18 protein-coding genes and 1 pseudogene are annotated in these 16,444 nt (G+C 36.3%); 6 read left to right on the forward strand and 13 right to left on the reverse strand.

The features are described from left to right. Nucleotides 1-45 precede the first annotated feature (45 nt). From ACQ2HF_RS11540 to ACQ2HF_RS11550, 3 genes are read right to left on the reverse strand one after another with little or no spacing between them, the layout of a single operon-like run. Entirely contained in the window at nucleotides 46-579 is a 534-nt protein-coding gene (locus tag ACQ2HF_RS11540; RefSeq protein WP_432410571.1) for an RsmD family RNA methyltransferase, read from the reverse strand. Beyond that, nucleotides 580-1,386 (reverse strand): DUF3822 family protein, encoded by an 807-nt coding sequence (locus tag ACQ2HF_RS11545; protein WP_432413088.1) that lies wholly within the window; start codon nucleotides 1,384-1,386, stop codon nucleotides 580-582. It lies immediately after the preceding gene. Next, a complete protein-coding gene (locus tag ACQ2HF_RS11550) occupies nucleotides 1,370-2,032 on the reverse strand; it encodes a hypothetical protein (RefSeq protein ID WP_432410572.1) in 663 nt (220 codons plus the stop codon). The genes ACQ2HF_RS11545 and ACQ2HF_RS11550 overlap by 17 nt, the downstream gene beginning before the upstream one ends. Nucleotides 2,033-2,160: 128 nt before the next feature. On the opposite strand from ACQ2HF_RS11550, the gene ACQ2HF_RS11555 reads away from it, so the two are divergent. The 5 genes and pseudogenes from ACQ2HF_RS11555 to ACQ2HF_RS11575 all read left to right on the forward strand — a co-directional run bounded on the left by ACQ2HF_RS11555 (nucleotide 2,161) and on the right by ACQ2HF_RS11575 (nucleotide 7,246). Beyond that, complete coding sequence (locus ACQ2HF_RS11555; RefSeq protein WP_432410573.1) at nucleotides 2,161-3,591, forward strand: ATP-dependent DNA helicase; 1,431 nt, start codon at nucleotides 2,161-2,163, stop codon at nucleotides 3,589-3,591. A 93-nt stretch (nucleotides 3,592-3,684) separates the two neighbouring features. Then, nucleotides 3,685-4,395: pseudogene (gene kdsB, locus ACQ2HF_RS11560) on the forward strand (3-deoxy-manno-octulosonate cytidylyltransferase); the annotation flags it as partial. 45 nt (nucleotides 4,396-4,440) lie between these two features. Then, entirely contained in the window at nucleotides 4,441-5,499 is a 1,059-nt protein-coding gene (locus ACQ2HF_RS11565; RefSeq protein WP_432413089.1) for an iron-containing alcohol dehydrogenase family protein, read from the forward strand. 16 nt (nucleotides 5,500-5,515) lie between these two features. Further along, the gene (locus ACQ2HF_RS11570) at nucleotides 5,516-6,052 is read left to right on the forward strand and encodes a 1-acyl-sn-glycerol-3-phosphate acyltransferase (protein WP_432410574.1); all 537 of its coding nucleotides are present in this window, start codon (nucleotides 5,516-5,518) and stop codon (nucleotides 6,050-6,052) included. Between the two features lie 171 nt (nucleotides 6,053-6,223). Further along, nucleotides 6,224-7,246 (forward strand): hypothetical protein, encoded by a 1,023-nt coding sequence (locus ACQ2HF_RS11575; protein WP_432410575.1) that lies wholly within the window; start codon nucleotides 6,224-6,226, stop codon nucleotides 7,244-7,246. A 68-nt stretch (nucleotides 7,247-7,314) separates the two neighbouring features. Here the strand turns inward: ACQ2HF_RS11575 and ACQ2HF_RS11580 are convergent, their stop codons facing one another. The 7 genes from ACQ2HF_RS11580 to ACQ2HF_RS11610 all read right to left on the reverse strand — a co-directional run bounded on the left by ACQ2HF_RS11580 (nucleotide 7,315) and on the right by ACQ2HF_RS11610 (nucleotide 12,848). Continuing rightward, nucleotides 7,315-8,049: a YebC/PmpR family DNA-binding transcriptional regulator gene (locus ACQ2HF_RS11580; protein ID WP_432410576.1), complete on the reverse strand. Its 735-nt coding sequence runs from the start codon at nucleotides 8,047-8,049 to the stop codon at nucleotides 7,315-7,317. 127 nt (nucleotides 8,050-8,176) lie between these two features. Beyond that, nucleotides 8,177-8,458, reverse strand: a complete 282-nt coding sequence (locus ACQ2HF_RS11585) for a 4a-hydroxytetrahydrobiopterin dehydratase (RefSeq protein ID WP_432410577.1) — start codon at nucleotides 8,456-8,458, stop codon at nucleotides 8,177-8,179. Between the two features lie 157 nt (nucleotides 8,459-8,615). Continuing rightward, a complete protein-coding gene (locus ACQ2HF_RS11590; protein WP_432410578.1) occupies nucleotides 8,616-9,479 on the reverse strand; it encodes a sugar nucleotide-binding protein in 864 nt (287 codons plus the stop codon). A 1-nt stretch (nucleotide 9,480) separates the two neighbouring features. Beyond that, complete coding sequence (locus ACQ2HF_RS11595; protein WP_432410579.1) at nucleotides 9,481-10,395, reverse strand: glutaminase; 915 nt, start codon at nucleotides 10,393-10,395, stop codon at nucleotides 9,481-9,483. Then, nucleotides 10,395-11,477: a glycine cleavage system aminomethyltransferase GcvT gene (gene gcvT, locus ACQ2HF_RS11600; protein ID WP_432410580.1), complete on the reverse strand. Its 1,083-nt coding sequence runs from the start codon at nucleotides 11,475-11,477 to the stop codon at nucleotides 10,395-10,397. Before gcvT ends, ACQ2HF_RS11595 begins: the two co-directional genes overlap by 1 nt. Nucleotides 11,478-11,701: 224 nt before the next feature. Next, a complete protein-coding gene (locus ACQ2HF_RS11605; protein WP_432410581.1) occupies nucleotides 11,702-12,349 on the reverse strand; it encodes a hypothetical protein in 648 nt (215 codons plus the stop codon). Nucleotides 12,350-12,353: 4 nt separating this feature from the next. Further along, entirely contained in the window at nucleotides 12,354-12,848 is a 495-nt protein-coding gene (locus tag ACQ2HF_RS11610) for an RNA polymerase sigma factor (protein WP_432410582.1), read from the reverse strand. A 113-nt stretch (nucleotides 12,849-12,961) separates the two neighbouring features. Here ACQ2HF_RS11610 and ACQ2HF_RS11615 point away from each other — a divergent pair, with 113 nt between their 5' ends. Continuing rightward, nucleotides 12,962-14,236: an NAD(P)/FAD-dependent oxidoreductase gene (locus ACQ2HF_RS11615; protein ID WP_432410583.1), complete on the forward strand. Its 1,275-nt coding sequence runs from the start codon at nucleotides 12,962-12,964 to the stop codon at nucleotides 14,234-14,236. Here ACQ2HF_RS11615 and ACQ2HF_RS11620 read toward each other — a convergent pair. From ACQ2HF_RS11620 to ACQ2HF_RS11630, 3 genes are all read right to left on the reverse strand, one after another. Then, the gene (locus ACQ2HF_RS11620; protein WP_432410584.1) at nucleotides 14,233-14,595 is read right to left on the reverse strand and encodes a hypothetical protein; all 363 of its coding nucleotides are present in this window, start codon (nucleotides 14,593-14,595) and stop codon (nucleotides 14,233-14,235) included. The genes ACQ2HF_RS11615 and ACQ2HF_RS11620 overlap by 4 nt on opposite strands. Before the next feature lie 75 nt (nucleotides 14,596-14,670). Then, nucleotides 14,671-15,783 (reverse strand): adenylate/guanylate cyclase domain-containing protein, encoded by a 1,113-nt coding sequence (locus ACQ2HF_RS11625; protein ID WP_432410585.1) that lies wholly within the window; start codon nucleotides 15,781-15,783, stop codon nucleotides 14,671-14,673. Then, nucleotides 15,784-16,383 carry a YdeI/OmpD-associated family protein gene (locus ACQ2HF_RS11630; RefSeq protein WP_432410586.1) on the reverse strand — a complete coding sequence of 200 codons (600 nt, stop codon included), beginning with the start codon at nucleotides 16,381-16,383 and terminating at the stop codon, nucleotides 15,784-15,786. Nucleotides 16,384-16,444 lie beyond the last annotated feature (61 nt).

Genomic DNA, 16,444 nt, shown 5'->3' on the forward strand with positions numbered 1-16,444 from the left:
TTTAAATAATTTTGTTTCGGGCACTTCGGAGGTCATATACTATGTTTATGCAAAAAAACTAAACACCGAACTACCATATTTTCTAGCTTCTTGAAAACGAGTAACTTCACTTAAACTTATGTGTTTGGTGTGTTCAATGATAAGTAATCCGTCAGGGTTTAACAAATTATTCTGAAAGATATTTTCTACCAAATCTGCTAGTGTCTGAAATTCAAAATTATAAGGTGGATCGGAAAAAATTACGTCGAACGCGGGATGAGACATTTGAGTATATTTAAAAACATCGCTCTTTAGTGCACTTATATTGAAAGACAACTCATCCGAAATTTGTTGAATATATTTTACGCAACCATAATGTGCATCCACACTGGTAATGTCTTCACAACCACGTGAAGCAAATTCAAAACTAATGTTACCAGTTCCGGCAAAAAGATCTAAAAAGCGAACTTCAGGAAAGTATATTTGATGGTTTAGGATATTAAAAAGGGCTTCTTTGGCAAAATCTGTCGTAGGACGAACAGGTAGGTTTTTGGGAGCCATTAATCTTTTACCTTTATAAGTGCCAGAAATTATTCGCATTTAAAAACAATTTTTTAGTAAGAGTTGTTGATGGGGTTTTCGTTGTGTAATGGTAAGAGGATTTACAACTTCTAGTACTGCAATATTCCTGATGTAGGTATAGAGCATAGCGAAGTTTGGATCGTTTTCTTCAATATCTCCCAGTACTTTAGTTTCTATTACATCGGCTGTAAGGTCTAATTGTTCTAGAGCAAATAGCACATAATAGGCAAGATCTTCTGGCGTCCTGTACGTATAAGAGTTACAGAGAACAAGCGCACCATCTTTAAGAATCACCAAGTCAAAATGGTTTGTATAAACCTGAATATAGGCTCGAGTGGTACTATTTGAAGGTTCCTTCTCTAGGACATATTGCAATAATATGGTAGCGGCATGGTAGTATTGAAAGCTTCCAAATGTCTCAAAAAGATAGTTGTTTATATTAATAAAAGGAACATACACAATATGTAACTTTTGTAACGCTAGTGTATCATAAGCAAGGTAATCCCCGGATAATATTTTTGAATTAAACTTTAGATACTCGCTCAATCTGTTTTTATCAAATAGCGAATCTGGGACTAGGGTATAGGTAGTATTGGCATAAATAATAGAGACCTCGTAACATTGATTAATAATTTCATTGGTCTCAATTTCTTTCTTTATTTCCAACAATATCTCTTGTGGAGTGTACTGTGAAGTAAATTTTTTTTCTGAAAAATACACAGCTTCTTTCAACTTTTGAGTTGAAACCAAAAAAGAAAGTCCGGTCAATGTTACTTGAACGGACAGTCTATAAGGTGTGTCTACTATGTTACTGTTTTTTTGCAGTTTCTAAGTTTTTTGGCCAGTTACCGCTTGTGTTAATTTCGTCCAGAGCACCTACTTTAATGTATTCACCATTTACACCATCTACCGATACTACTTGTAATTCTTGCACCAGTAAGTCTTTATCCAAGTCTGCGAGTAGTGTTTTCTTTGAAACCTTCGCTTCAAAAACGGAGTACTTTATTTCATTTTTAACGTATGTGCCAGCTTTCATTTCAATCTTATCATCTATACCTTCTACTGGGATATTCATCATTCTTTTGTAACGATCTCCACCATTAAATAACGAATCCTTTACAGAAGCAAATCTCAAAGTATCTGTTATTATTTCACTAAGATAATACCCTTCATCTATACCAAATGCCTTATTCTTAGCAACATCTGCAAAGCTAGTATCACGTCTTTGTGTGATGGCAAATTGAGCAGTATCTATAAAGCGAACTAAACTGTCAAAGCTACCTGTAAAGTCACCAGTAATTTCTTGATGTGCTAACTGCGCAGCTTGAATATCTTGCAGATTAGAAATTACTTTTTTGTAACGTGCTTCTTTAATGCTGTTAAACTCGATGGGGCCTGTAATAGAGCCATACAGTTTCCAGCCTAAAAATATAATGGCAACCCATAGCACGATTTGAAGTATAATTTTCATTAGATACGATTGTTTAGTTTAAAAGTTATTCATTTTGGTCTGTCACAAATCTACAATTTTTTTTCGTTTGGTATTATAAATTCCGAAAAAAACCTACCTATATTTAGCCTTTCAACCCACTTCGTTTTATGGATAGTTCCCGCTTTTACAGCTTACTCAAGCATGATTTCGCACATATTCCCACTGCAAAACAGGAAGTTACCCTGCAGTTGTTATCTAAATTTGTGCTAAATAAAAGCAATGACGAAGTTTTTTTATTAAAAGGATATGCAGGAACTGGGAAAACAACTCTAGTGGGAACACTGGTTAAAAATATCGGGAAAGCCCAAATGTCATTTTCGTTATTAGCACCTACGGGTAGAGCCGCCAAAGTAATTAGCAACTATGCAGGAAGACAGGCGCTTACAATTCATAAAAAAATATACCAGCCCAAAAGTGAGGGGGGGGGCGGAGTTTCTTTTACACTTCAGAAGAATAAAGGAAAAAATATTCTTTTTATAGTAGATGAAGCTTCTATGATACCAGATGTAGCCCAGGAATCCAAGTTATTCGACAATGGCTCCTTGCTAGACGATCTTATGGAATATGTATATAGCGGTACCAATTGTAAACTACTACTCATTGGGGATACTGCTCAATTACCTCCTGTAAAACTTTCGCTTAGCCCCGCGCTGGACGCAAGAACGCTGGAGAGCCATTATAATAAAGAAGTAATTGGAATTGAACTGGACGAGGTAGTACGCCAACAAACCGATAGCGGAATTTTGTACAACGCAACAAAACTTCGGGAAGTGTTGGATAGTGGCTTTTATGAAAGTTTCAAGTTTTCTGAAATCAATTTTCCAGAAGTGATACGCCCACAAGATGGTCACGAACTATTAGATGCCATAAGCGACTCTTACCATACCAAAGGAAATGAAGATACCGTGATTATTGTAAGGTCCAACAAACGCGCCAACTTATACAATCAGAATATACGGAACCGGATTCTATATCAGGAAGAAGAGCTTTCGGCAGGAGATTATTTAATGGTGGTGAAAAACAATTATCACTGGGTGAAAACAACTTCGGATGCTGGATTTATTGCAAATGGCGATATTATTAAGGTCTTAGAAATTTTCAGTATAAAGGAATTGTATGGTTTTCGTTTTGCTGAAGTTTCTATACAAATGATAGATTATCCAAAAATGAAGGCTTTTGAAACCGTTTTATTGCTGGACACTCTTATTACTGAAACATCCTCTCTTACTTACGAAGAGTCTAACAAACTATATGAGGAAGTGATGAAAGATTATGAAGATGAAAATAGTAAATACAAAAAGTTTTTAGCTGTTAAAAAAAATAAATACTTTAATGCCCTGCAGGTAAAATTCTCCTACGCCATTACCTGTCATAAATCCCAAGGTGGGCAATGGGATACCGTTTTTGTAGAGCAACCCTATTTACCAAATGGAGTTGACAAAGAATACCTTCGATGGTTATATACTGCGATTACTCGTGCAAAAGAAAAGCTATATTTAATAGGTTTTAAAAGCGAATTTTTTGAAGATACCGAGTAAACCTTTTAAACTTTTTTGCATCTAGTCCTTATATAATTACATACTTTTGCTTACTTCAACATAAAATAAGACCAAGATTTGAAAATAATTGCAATGATCCCAGCGCGGTATGGCGCATCTAGGTTTCCAGGAAAATTAATGCAGGATTTAGGCGGTAAGCCTGTAATCGTGAGAACGTATGAAGCTACAAAAGCCACCAAGCTTTTTGATGAAGTATACGTGGTGACCGACAGCGAAATTATCTATAACGAAATTGAAATTAATGGAGGAAAAGCCATTATGAGCCTAAGAGAGCACGATTGTGGTAGCGATCGCATTGCAGAGGCGGTAGAAAAGATGGATGTAGATATTATTGTAAATGTCCAAGGAGATGAGCCCTTCACCAGTAAAAAGGGGCTAGAACAAGTACTAGCCGTTTTTAAAGGACCTGATGCCGAAAAAATTGATCTTGCGTCATTAATGACTGAGATTTATGACTGGAAAGAGATAAGCGATCCTAATGCAGTAAAAGTTGTGGTAGATAAAGACAATTTTGCCCAATATTTTTCACGTTCTCCCATTCCATATCCTCGCGATAAAAACATTGCCGTTCAATATTATAAACATAAAGGAATCTACGCGTTTAGAAAACAAGCGTTAATGGATTTCCAAAAGTTACCAATGCGTGCCTTAGAAGCCGCCGAAAAGATTGAATGTATTCGTTATTTGGAATATGGTAAAAATATTAAAATGGCCATCAATAATAATGAAGGGATTGAGATTGATACACCAGAAGATTTAGTGCGTGCCAATAGAGCCTTTAAAGAAAGTTCTAGCACTTCGGTAAATAATAAATACCGCAATTTCCCAATGGTACCCAAAGTTATTTTTGGACAAGGTTGTTTCGATCAATTACCATCTATCCTGGCGCCCAACAGAAAAGATATGGCGCCATATATTTATTTGGTGGATGACGTTTTTAAGAGAAATGAAGTATTTACAAATAAGTTAACCCTTCGGTTTAATGATAAATTAATCTTTATTTCTACAGCTGAAGAACCTAAAACAGAACAAGTAGATACCATCGTAAAAAATATTAAAAACGAATTTAAAAATCCGCCATCCGGTATTATTGGTATTGGTGGTGGTAGCATTTTGGATCTTGCAAAAGCAGTTTCGTTATTATTAACAAACAAAGGAAGCGCAGCAGACTACCAAGGTTGGGATTTGCTGAAAAATAAAGGTTTGTACCATGTAGGTATTCCAACTATTTCAGGAACAGGAGCCGAAGTTTCTAGAACAGCCATCTTAACAGGTCCAGAAAAGAAATTAGGTCTTAACAGCGATTTTACTCCGTATGACCAGGTTGTGCTGGATCCAGACCTATCTGTGGGCGTACCCAAAGATCAATGGTTCTTTACAGGAATGGATTGTTTTATTCACTGTGTAGAATCTCTTAACGGAACTTTCCTCAATGCTTTCAGCGAAAGCTATGGAGAAAAAGCATACGATCTTTGTAAAGAAATATTCTTAACCGAAACACTATCCGATACAGATTCCAGAGCCAAACTAATGATGGCCTCCTGGCACGGTGGGATGAGTATTGCCTATTCTCAAGTAGGAGTAGCACACGCAATGAGTTATGGACTCTCTTATGTTTTAGGAACGAAACACGGAGTAGGAAACTGTATTGTATTTGATCATTTACAAGATTATTATCCTAAAGATGTAGCGCTTTTCAAGGAGATGGTAAAAATGCATAATATTAATATTCCACAAAATATTTGCTCCAATCTTACCGAAGATCAAATGGAAACTATGATAGACATAGCCTTAAGTTTGGTTCCTCTTTGGGAGAATGCTCTGGGGGACGATTGGGAAACTATAATGACCCGAGATAAGCTAAAAGCACTATATTTGAAGATGTAGTAATAGTTCATATTCATTGGGATTCGCAAAATTTATATTTACTAGAGTTTTAGGCTGGAAGATTGCAGGCGATTTTGATAGAGCCATCAAAAAGTCTATAATTATTGTAGTGCCACACACCAGTTGGCATGATTTCTACATTGGTGTTTTTACAAGACGAATTTTAAATGTTCAAATAAATTTTGTGGGAAAAAAGGAACTGTTTCAATTTCCTTTTGGCTCGTATTTTAAATGGATGGGAGGCACTGCATTAGATCGAACACCTGGACAAAATAAAGTAGAAGCCATAGCCAAAGTTTTTAGAGATAAAGAGGAATTTAGGCTCACCCTGGCTCCAGAAGGCACACGTAAAAAAGTGTTTGACTGGAAAACAGGGTTTTACTTTATAGCCTTAAAAGCCGAAGTACCCATTATTCCTGTGTCGTTCGACTATAAAACGAAAACAGTTACTATTAATCCTGCATTCTATCCAACAGGCGATATTCAAAAAGATATGCCCATACTCCGGAAGATGTATGATGGCGTCGTTGGGAAGGTTGCCGCATACAGCTAGTTTTTATTAACATTTTATTATACTAAATAGTCGTTAACACTTCAAAACGATTTTAAAAGTATGTCTTTGGTAATCAGTGTTTCCTTAGTTAAAATATAGTTAATCGATAATTTTTTTTATTGTTTTTTACTCTTTAGGAGGTATCTATGTTTAAAATAAAAAACAATTACTATGAAAAAACTAAAAATTTTAACACTTTCAGCATTTGTCTCATTAGGCTTATTCTCATGTTCAGATGATGACGATGGAGATATCACAGCAAACGATCTTAGCGTAAACTTATATGCTTCAAGTAACACGTCAGGTAGTATTACGGCGTATAAATTTGAAGATGATGGTGATGTAGAAATACGAACGTTATTAACCGCTTCAACAGACGGGGAAGGTTTATACGTAGACAGTGATGAAGATGAAATCACTCAAGTAAGTAGAAGCAATAAGAATTTTGAAACCTACGACGATCTTGATAGTACAGACGATGGTGATGCACTAGAATTAGAAGCAGGAAGTCCTGTAGAATTAGGAAGTCCAAGAGACATAGCCGTTAGAAATAATGTATATGTTATAGCAGATAATATGGATGTAGATGGAGATGATACAACAATAGATAATAGACTACTTGTTTATACCAGATCCGCAAATACATACACACTAACTACAGTGTTAACAACAGATTTTGCCGTGTGGGGTATAGAATTTGTAGATAACAACCTATATGCTGTAGTAGATAATACCAATGATGTGGTAGTTTTCAATAATTTTGTAACCGAATTTAATGTAACAGGTCCAGTAGTTCCTTCAAAAAGAATTTCTATTGAGGGTATTGGGAGAACACACGGATTAGGATTTGATGGAGGTACTATGATTTTAACAGATATTGGAGATGCAACCGTCGATACTGACGGAGCTTTTCATATCATCACAAATTTTGAAACTAAATTTAATGGTGTAGAGAACGGTGGTACGTTAGCTGTTTCAGGAAATCAAGTACGAGTGGCAGGAAGTAATACCTTCTTAGGAAATCCTGTAAACGTAGATTATGATGCAGAAGGAAATACGGTATACATAGCAGAACGTGCAAACGGTGGTGGGCGAGTACTAGCGTTTGTTGATGCAGATGCTGGTGGAAATATTGCGCCAACTATAAACAATACTTTAAACGGTGCTTCTTCTGTCTATTATTCTGAAGACTAATAATACTTTAATATATAAAAAAAAGGAGCTCCACGGAGCTCCTTTTTTATTCTTAAAAATAAAAAAATCTATTCTTCCGAAGACTCCTCCATAGTATGATATACATTTTGTACATCATCATCTTCTTCTAGTTTTTCCAATAATTTTTCTACGTCGGCCGCTTGATCGGCATTTAATTTTTTGGTGACTTGCGGAATACGCTCAAATCCTGAGGAGATAATTTCAATATTATTTTCTTCCAGATAAGACTGTATCGCTCCAAAACTTTCAAAAGGAGCATAAATCATAACACCTGGTTCATCTTCGTCTTCATTTTTAAAAATCTCTTCAACGCCGTGGTCTATTAATTCTAATTCTAGTTCTTCTAAATCAAATTCTTTATCCTTTATTCTGAAGTTACACGTATGATCGAACATAAATACAACAGAGCCAGAAGTTCCTAAACTGCCATCGGTTTTATTAAAATAAGAGCGAACATTGGCCACTGTACGGGTATTGTTATCGGTTGCTGTTTCAATAAGTACTGCGATACCGTGTTGTGCGTAGCCTTCAAACAAAACTTCTTTAAAATCGCCAAGACTTTTATCGCTTGCACGTTTTATAGCACGTTCTACATTGTCTTTGGGCATGTTTACTGCCTTTGCGTTTTGTATGACCGCACGCAGGCGAGAATTAGCATCCGGATCTGGACCGCCTTCTTTTACGGCCATTACAATATCTTTTCCAATACGTGTAAACGCTTTAGACATGGCAGACCAGCGCTTCATTTTTCTTGCTTTTCTAAATTCGAAAGCTCTTCCCATAAAATAAAATTATAGATTAAAATGTTGTAGACGTTCGTGAAAACCTAACGTCTAACATTGAATTCAAAACAGCCCAAATATAGAAATTCCAAATTCCAAATTCCAAACTTTGAGGGCGATTATTTCACTATCCTATCAGCTGGTCAATTATGCTAGCAAACTCAAAATCTTTATCGGTTACACCTCCCGCATCATGTGTGGAAAGTGTTATATGTAATTTGTTATACACATTTGCCCAATCTGGATGGTGCTCTAAACGTTCTGCTTCAAAAGCTATGCGCGTCATTATGGTAAAGGTTTCTTTAAAGTTTTCGAACTCAAAAGCGGTGTGTATGGCATTATCGTCAAACTCCCAACCTTCAAAATCTTTTAATTTTTCTACTACTTCTTTTTCTGTGTATGGTTTCATATACTTTATTTTTAAAATTAGGTATTCTTTTTAACACGATGTCCAAAATCATTCCGAGGGAGGTACGACAAGGAATCACATTCGAGTAAGCAAGTCCAAATTCAATTTTGGAAAGAGCTTGTTGTGTGACCTCTCCAAAGTCGAGGTGACGCTGTAACTAGCTTTTAAAGGTACTAATTTCTTCCTTTAAAGTACAAACATCTACAACTTCAGCAACTGTGATGCGATAGGATTTTGGTAATTTGTTTTTCTTTGGAAGAATGGCAAGGTACCTATCTTCATTATGTTGAAACACACTTTTAAAAATAGGCGGTTCGTCACCCAGTTTTTCACACAACTCACGAAACAAATCTTCGTGATGAATCACATCTTCACTAGCCAAATGAAAAATACCATCTAACTGCTGATTCACAATATAGTGAATCTGCTGCGCAAGCTTATCGGCTGTGGTGATGCTTATTATAAGATTAGGATACACTTCAAAAGCAGCTTTGTGTTTACTGGCTTGCCTTAATTGGATTAATCTTGGTGAAGTAACTCCCAAAACCATTGGCAAGCGTAAAATGGTGCTTTGTGCAGGTATTTGTTCTAATAATAATTTTTCAACGGCCAGTTTGTAGCGTCCGTAGTCGCTTTCGGCTTTTGGAGTATCATTTTCGTAACTGGGAAATTTATACAAGGCATCAAAAACTCCAGCAGAAGATAAAAATAGAATTCGGCTATCGTGATTTTCAGCAACGTAATTTGCAATGTCTTGATGTGTTTTCAGTAAGGCTTTATATTCACCTCGAAGTGCAGAAATTATAACGGTTGGTTTTACTTCAGCTAAAATTTCAGTACTAGAATCTTCTTCAGCACAAAACTTAAAAAACACCTTATTTTCACCATACAAACCTTCCTGTGTACAATAGGTGCCAGAGGTGTTGAAATAGGAGAGAAGCTCGCGATACAAAGCGTTACCAATAAAACCGCTGGCACCTAAAATTAGGATAGTATGTTTTGTTTTGGGGATACGTGACATTTTAAAATATAGAGGCTTTTGTCGCAGTTGTAAATTTTTCTAGCGCTAACATTCCAAGATAACTGTTTCCTTTTTCATTAAGGCCAGGCGACCAGGTAGTAATAATGAAATTATCGGGTAAAAGAGCTACAATGCCGCCACCTACGCCACTTTTTCCAGGTAATCCTACTTCAAAAGCAAATTCGCCGGCTTCGTCATAAAAGCCGCAAGTAAGCATAATAGCGTTAATACGTTTGGCTTGTGTTGCGGTAAGGCAGTCGTTATTTTGCATACAAACACCTTTATTGGCAAAAGGAAAAAATGCATTGCTCAGTTGCTCACACGTCATTTCCAGACTGCATTGATGGAAATAGAAATCCAATACATCTTCCACTGGGTTTTCTAAGTTTCCGAAAGATTTCAACAAATTGGCAATAGCAAAATTGGTAAATCCTGTTTTCATTTCTGAAGCGGCTACCTGCGGGTTGAAATCTATAGAATCATCATTCGCCAAATTGCGTACAAAATTTAAAAGTTCGGCTTTTGGGTTTTCATAGGTTGAAAGCAAACAATCTGCCACCACAATGGCACCAGAATTTATCAACGGATTTCGTGGAATACCTTCTTCCTGCTCTAACAAAGCCAAATAGTTAAACGGATTGCCAGAAGGCTCAACATCTACACGACTCCAGAGTTTATTTCCCTGATTGGCAAAGGCCATTGCTAGTGTAAATACTTTTGATATACTTTGGATAGAAAATTTGATTTTAGCGTCGCCAACACTATAGTTTTTACCGTGAATATTGTTTAAATAAATACCAAGCTTCGTTTTATCTACCTTGGCCAATTCTGGGATATAATTTGCTACTTCACCTTTGTCTTCACGTGTGAGTAATTCTTTGTAAATACTATCTAAAATATTTTGGTAATCTGTCATTAGCCTTTATAAAATGGAAGTTTCACAACAGTAGCAGGCACTTTATTTTTTCTGATCTGAATAAAAATTTCGGTTCCTGGCGCACTAAGTTCTTTGGTTACATAGCCCATTCCAATACCTTTTTTTACAGAAGGTGCCATGGTACCACTGGTTACATTACCAACTTCGTTGCCTTCATAATCTAAAATTTCATATCCCTGGCGTGGAATACCACGCTCTTTTAGTTCAAAAGCTACTAGTTTTCTTCGTATTCCGTCTTCCTTTTGTTTTTTTAAGTTTTCAGAATTGGTAAACTTTTTAGTGAATTTGGTGATCCAGCCCAGCCCAGCTTCTAAGGGAGACGTTGTATCGTCTATATCATTTCCGTAGAGACAATAGCCCATTTCTAATCGTAAGGTATCACGAGCCGCCAGACCAATTGGTTTTATTCCGAAATCTGCTCCAGCTTCTAACACTTTGTTCCAGACTTGTTCTACGTCACTGTTTTTACAGTAAATTTCAAATCCGCCGCTTCCTGTATAGCCTGTTGCGCTAATGATTACATGCTCAATGCCTGAGAAATCTGCCACTTTAAAGGTGTAAAATTTTATAGTGGAAAGATCTACTGAAGTTAACGATTGCATCGCGTCTATTGCTTTGGGACCTTGGATAGCCAATAAGGAATACTCTTCCGAAACATTTTTCATTTCAGCATCTAGGTCGTTAAGTGATGCAATCCAGTTCCAGTCTTTTTCAATGTTGGAAGCATTTACCACCAAAAGCCATTTTTCTGCATCCAGACGGTATACAATAAGATCGTCTATAACACCCCCATCAGCGTTTGGCAAACAGCTGTATTGCGCTTGTCCATCTTCTAGTTTTGAAGCATCGTTACTGGTTACTTTTTGAATAAGTGCGAGTGCATTTGGGCCTGTGATTAAGAACTCACCCATGTGTGAAACGTCAAAAACACCAACGGCACTTCTAACGGTTTCATGCTCTGCTACGACACCTTCGTAAGATACTGGCATATTATAGCCTGCAAAAGGCACAATTTTCGCTCCAAGAGCTTCGTGTACGTGAGATAATTCAGTGTTTTTCATCTATTGCTATTTTTGAAAAGCAAAGGTACCTTTTCTGTCTTGTAGAATAAAATTTTGATGAAAATAGTTGATTAGTTACCTGGTTAAATAGTCAACTAATTTGTAGTGGGTAGTATTGATTATTTATTCGGTTCTTGGAGCTACTTTAAATATTCTTAAAAGACAGGCTATAAGAGTAATGGCTAATTTCACTTAATTGCCCAGTTACCTAGTTAACCAATTACCTAAACTTCAATCTTCTTCAACTCCCGGTAATTACGTTTTAATCTTCTCAGTAAGATTCCGTAAATTAGGTAATAAAACAACATTAATAAGCCAATAAAAACAAGTCCTACAACAAATTGGGCGCCAAAGAATAAAGTGGTAGCTTCTTCCGGAGAAAGCTTTCCGTAATTGTCATTAGTTTGTGCTAAAAATTGCTGTAAATTTTCTTTGTGAAAAAAGAAATAAAGATTTGCACCAAGAAGTAATAAGGCTGTAGATCCAATATTGTAATAGACAAAATAGCGAACTGTATTTCTTGTTTTCAAAATACTCTTCATTAATTCTTTTATGGTACTTGTAACCGTGATAGCGCGATAATTTTTATAAAAGAAATACAAAAAGATTCCAAAAACCACATAGTTTAGTGCGGATAGTATCCAAAATGCAGTTTTGAGCCCCATTTGCTCGTTAAATTCTCTACTGGAATCTGGAACAAGAAAGGAAATAAGAATCCAAAACAACAATTCACAAATACTAATGATAAAAATCCACTTTACAATAGAAGAGGATTTTTTCAGCAACATGCTGTAAATTTCTTTATAAGATAATTTTGGGAGTGTGCTCTCCTGTTTTTGCCAATCTTTTTTTAATGTATCTAAAACATCCATATGCTTACGGATTAAGTATTTTTCTTAATTTTTCTTTTATTCGGTTCATTTTTACTCTGGCATTCACTTCAGTAATACCTAAGGTTTCAGAGATTTCTCGATAGTTTTTATCTTCTAAGTACAAGAACACCAAAGCCTTGTCAATGTCATTCAAATCCTTTACGGCGTCGTACATTAGTTTTAAGTGTACTTCTACCGTATCGTCATACTCTTCAGCTTTAATCTTAAAGCTTACGCCTTCAAAATCTTGCGTTTGTACGCTACGTTTAGACTTCCGGTATAAGGTAATGGCCGTATTAAGTGCCACACGATACATCCAGGTACTAAATTTGGAGTCTCCCCTAAATTTTGGAAAGGCTTTCCACAACTGAATAGTGACTTCCTGAAACAAATCGTTATGCGAATCTGAATCGTTGGTATACAAACGGCAGATTTTATGAACGATGTTCTGGTTCTCTTCCAGTAAGGTTACAAAGTTATGTTCAAGTTCTTTGTTCAATGGTTGCTTGCTAGTTGAAACATTAGTGCGCTGGTTTTTGTATTTGTTACAAAATTCATAAATATAAACCGAAACTTTTCTAAGAGTTGTACTTTTATAGCTCAATACAACCCATGAACATTCCTGAAACCTCCAAACCCAGATTCGTCATTATTGGTGGCGGTTTTGCTGGTATTTCTTTTATTAAGCAATTACAAGGTCAGGAGGTGCAGCTGGTGTTGTTCGATAAGCATAATTATCACACATTTCAACCTTTGCTGTATCAGGTTTCTACGGCAGGGTTGGAACCAGATTCTATTGCGTATCCATTACGGAAGGTTTTCAGAAAAAATAAAGATTTTCATTTTAGGTTGGCAACCGTTTCAACTATTAACGCTGCGGAAAATACTATTGAAACCAGTATTGGGAATCTTACCTATGATTATTTAGTGATTGCTACGGGAACGCGTACTAATTTCTTCGGAAATAAAGAAATTGAAAAATATAGTATGCCCATGAAAACGGTTCCTCAGGCATTAAACATTCGAAGTTTAATGCTACAAAACATTGAAGAAGCAGATATCACCGAAGAAACCGAAAAACGAAAACGACTTCTAAATTTTGTAGTAGTAGGAGCAGGGCCCACAGGAGTAGAGCTCGCTGGTGCTTTGGCGGAATTCAGAAAAGGAATTTTAGAACACGATTATCCAGAATTGGAAGAAGAAGAAATGCATGTGCACTTATTGGAGGGTAGCGATAAAATCTTACCACCCTTTAGTGAAAAAGCCTCTAAAAAAGCACAGGAATTTTTAGAAAAACTTGGGGTTGAAATTCATTTAAATACAATCGTAGATAGCTATGACGGTACGCTTGCAAAAACCAAAGATGGTAAAGAATTTGCTACAGAAACTTTTATCTGGGCCGCTGGAGTTACAGGGAATCCTGTAAAGGGAATTAATGCCAGTTCTTTGGTGGAAAGAGCTAATAGGTATAAAGTAGATACCTACAATAAAATTGAAGGCTATGAGAATATATATGCGCTTGGAGATATTGCATTAATGCAAACTGAAGACTTCCCCAAAGGCCATCCGCAAGTAGCGCAGCCCGCTATACAGCAAGGGAAAACTTTGGGTAAAAACATAAAACGAAAACTTAAAGGCGATACGATGAAACCTTTTGAGTATTTCGACAAGGGAAGTATGGCAACCATTGGTCGCAACAAAGCCGTGGTAGACATTAAAAAGCTACACTTTGCAGGTGCTTTTGCGTGGTTTGTTTGGATGTTTATTCACCTTTGGTTTTTGGTGGGTTTTCGAAATAGGGTTGTAACCTTTTTTAACTGGACGTACAGTTATATTAATTATGATAGAGCTGCACGACTAATTATTAGACCTTTTAAAAAGCATTAGTCCACTTTTACTTTAATAGGTCCGCCGGAAGAAACAAAGCTGCCACCTATTTCGTCTATATTTACGTCCAGCTCGTCCGATGTGTCAATACTTTTAATATTTACCTTCATCTCGTCGTAGCTATCTATACTTTTAATGTTTACGTTTAGTTCGTCATAAGTGTTAATGTCCACAATACGAACGTCCATAGTGTTTGTCTCTGAAACGGGAACAAGTTGATATTTTGTAGTTATTTCTGGGGAAACTGTTTTTTCTGAAGCTTGGGCCGTAGGAATAAAATCTATGTCTTTTACCACATTAATGGTAAGACAGATGGCAATAATGGTTAAAATGACTTTGGTGTAGTTATCAGTTTTCATAATTAAGAAATTAAGTTAGTGTAAAAGTGCTTTGTTGACTACCAACTATCTATTTCAACAAAAACAATACCGAGATTATTCTCTCACATAGGTAACTATGCCTGTATCTTCGGCTTTACCGCGCAATGTTTCGTCTCCCAGATCCTTTTTTACAATTCCTCTGGGAAGTGTATATGCTAGGTCTGCAAAGGTTTCGGAAGCTAAAATATCCACATCATATACCTTGCATTGTTCCTGTATTCGGGACGTAGTATTAAGTACATCTCCTGAAAAGGCTATTTCTCTTTTTATTTTTCCAATTTCACCAACCATAACGGTTCCGCAGTGAATGCCTACTTTAAATTCTGGAAAATATCCATAACGATCCATATATCTTTCTTTGCGATATCTCAACATACGTTTCATATTGTAAAAACAGCGTATGGTATTGCCACTCCTTAAGCCGTATTTCATTTTCCATGAAATTACAATTTCGTCTCCAACATATTGATATACTTCGCCTCTACATTGCACAATAGCTGGGGCGATATCTCTAAAAAAATCTTTTAAAAAGTTAAAATATTTTGTTTCTCCTAAACTTTCAGCAATACCTGTTGCATTTTTAATATCGGCGAACATAAAGATGCGACGTTCTTTTTTTGGTCTAAAATACCTACCCAATAAGTAATCTGGAAACACACCAGGGCCATATTTTTCATTTACCATTAAAACGATAAGCGTGACAATTACAATAAACAACCACACCACGAAGTTTTTTATAAACAGCCAGGTTCCAAAAAAGGCTTTAAACTTTACAGTTACTTGCGCATCATAAAAGGGGAGCCCTAATTCTTCGCTGTAAAAATACAATGCGCCAAAGGTGCTAACCACCATGGCACCAATAACATATGCTACGGTAATATAAAGAAGTGCTTTCCAAAAAGCATTGTTACGCAGCCAGCGGTCCATAAGATTTACCGTAAGGGTTCCTCCAATAATACCAGCTGTTACGGCTACAATTAAATTGGCATAAAAGGACTGATTAAAATCATAATCTGAATCCAGGATACCATTGCTGTAGAGCGTTAAAAACTCGTAGAAAAACAATAGGTTTGAGATAAGTACCCAAGCAAATAGAATGTACAACGCTCTTTTAAAAAAAAATAAAAACTGCCTCCGGTTGTATCTTTTAAATTTTGGCTCTTTCACTTAGCAATTTTTATATTTGTCATGTAAGCCTTGTCCTGCAAGGATCATGGACGTTATTTTTTCTAGTCTACTCAATCTGGTGGTTTCTCTTTTGGCTGACGCAATATGTTCTGCATATTCCCGCTGCTTACCTGGTGTTAAAGCGTCAAACGCTTTTTTTAGATCTGTATTCTTGGCCAGTGCATCTTTAAAAAAGGGATCCAGAATTGGTTTTTTTGTAATACGTTCTGCTTTTACTTCTTTCCCGGCTTTGCAGTTTTCGATAGCTTCCTCTATATAGTCACGGAGTATATTTGTATCGATAATATCACCTTCTTCCAAACGCCATTGTCGCAATGCTTTAGTCTTTCCGTCTTGGGCATTCAACAATTTTTGATGTTTATCTTTTAAAAATACTCCTTGATGAAACCAAATTCCCATGTGGTTTTTAAAGGCTCCTAAGCCAATAAGTATTTTAGAATTGTATGAATATGAAGGCGCTCCCCATTTAATTTCTTCAACCAAAGCAGTGGCTTTTAATACTTCTCGAATTTGGGAAAGGGAAGTACTCCATTTAACGTGTTTCTCGATATACTGAGTTACTTTTTCTGAAGACAACATGGTGCAAGGGTGATTTTGTACTGTGAAGATAGAACATCCTAGCGCATCTCGCTAATAAAGA

It is taken from the genome of Rasiella sp. SM2506, from assembly GCF_050859505.1.
Taxonomy (GTDB): domain Bacteria; phylum Bacteroidota; class Bacteroidia; order Flavobacteriales; family Flavobacteriaceae; genus Marinirhabdus.

Bases quoted from the DNA above. Each gene is read 5' to 3' on its own strand.
- ACQ2HF_RS11540 (WP_432410571.1), bottom strand. From the start codon at position 579: ATGCGAATAATTTCTGGCACTTATAAAGGTAAAAGATTAATGGCTCCC.
- ACQ2HF_RS11550 (WP_432410572.1), bottom strand. From the start codon at position 2,032: ATGAAAATTATACTTCAAATCGTGCTATGGGTTGCCATTATATTTTTA.
- ACQ2HF_RS11555 (WP_432410573.1), top strand. From the start codon at position 2,161: ATGGATAGTTCCCGCTTTTACAGCTTACTCAAGCATGATTTCGCACAT.
- ACQ2HF_RS11565 (WP_432413089.1), top strand. From the start codon at position 4,441: ATGGTACCCAAAGTTATTTTTGGACAAGGTTGTTTCGATCAATTACCA.
- ACQ2HF_RS11575 (WP_432410575.1), top strand. From the start codon at position 6,224: ATGAAAAAACTAAAAATTTTAACACTTTCAGCATTTGTCTCATTAGGC.
- ACQ2HF_RS11580 (WP_432410576.1), bottom strand. From the start codon at position 8,049: ATGGGAAGAGCTTTCGAATTTAGAAAAGCAAGAAAAATGAAGCGCTGG.
- ACQ2HF_RS11585 (WP_432410577.1), bottom strand. From the start codon at position 8,458: ATGAAACCATACACAGAAAAAGAAGTAGTAGAAAAATTAAAAGATTTT.
- ACQ2HF_RS11590 (WP_432410578.1), bottom strand. From the start codon at position 9,479: ATGTCACGTATCCCCAAAACAAAACATACTATCCTAATTTTAGGTGCC.
- ACQ2HF_RS11595 (WP_432410579.1), bottom strand. From the start codon at position 10,395: ATGACAGATTACCAAAATATTTTAGATAGTATTTACAAAGAATTACTC.
- gcvT (WP_432410580.1), bottom strand. From the start codon at position 11,477: ATGAAAAACACTGAATTATCTCACGTACACGAAGCTCTTGGAGCGAAA.
- ACQ2HF_RS11605 (WP_432410581.1), bottom strand. From the start codon at position 12,349: ATGGATGTTTTAGATACATTAAAAAAAGATTGGCAAAAACAGGAGAGC.
- ACQ2HF_RS11615 (WP_432410583.1), top strand. From the start codon at position 12,962: ATGAACATTCCTGAAACCTCCAAACCCAGATTCGTCATTATTGGTGGC.
- ACQ2HF_RS11620 (WP_432410584.1), bottom strand. From the start codon at position 14,595: ATGAAAACTGATAACTACACCAAAGTCATTTTAACCATTATTGCCATC.
- ACQ2HF_RS11630 (WP_432410586.1), bottom strand. From the start codon at position 16,383: ATGTTGTCTTCAGAAAAAGTAACTCAGTATATCGAGAAACACGTTAAA.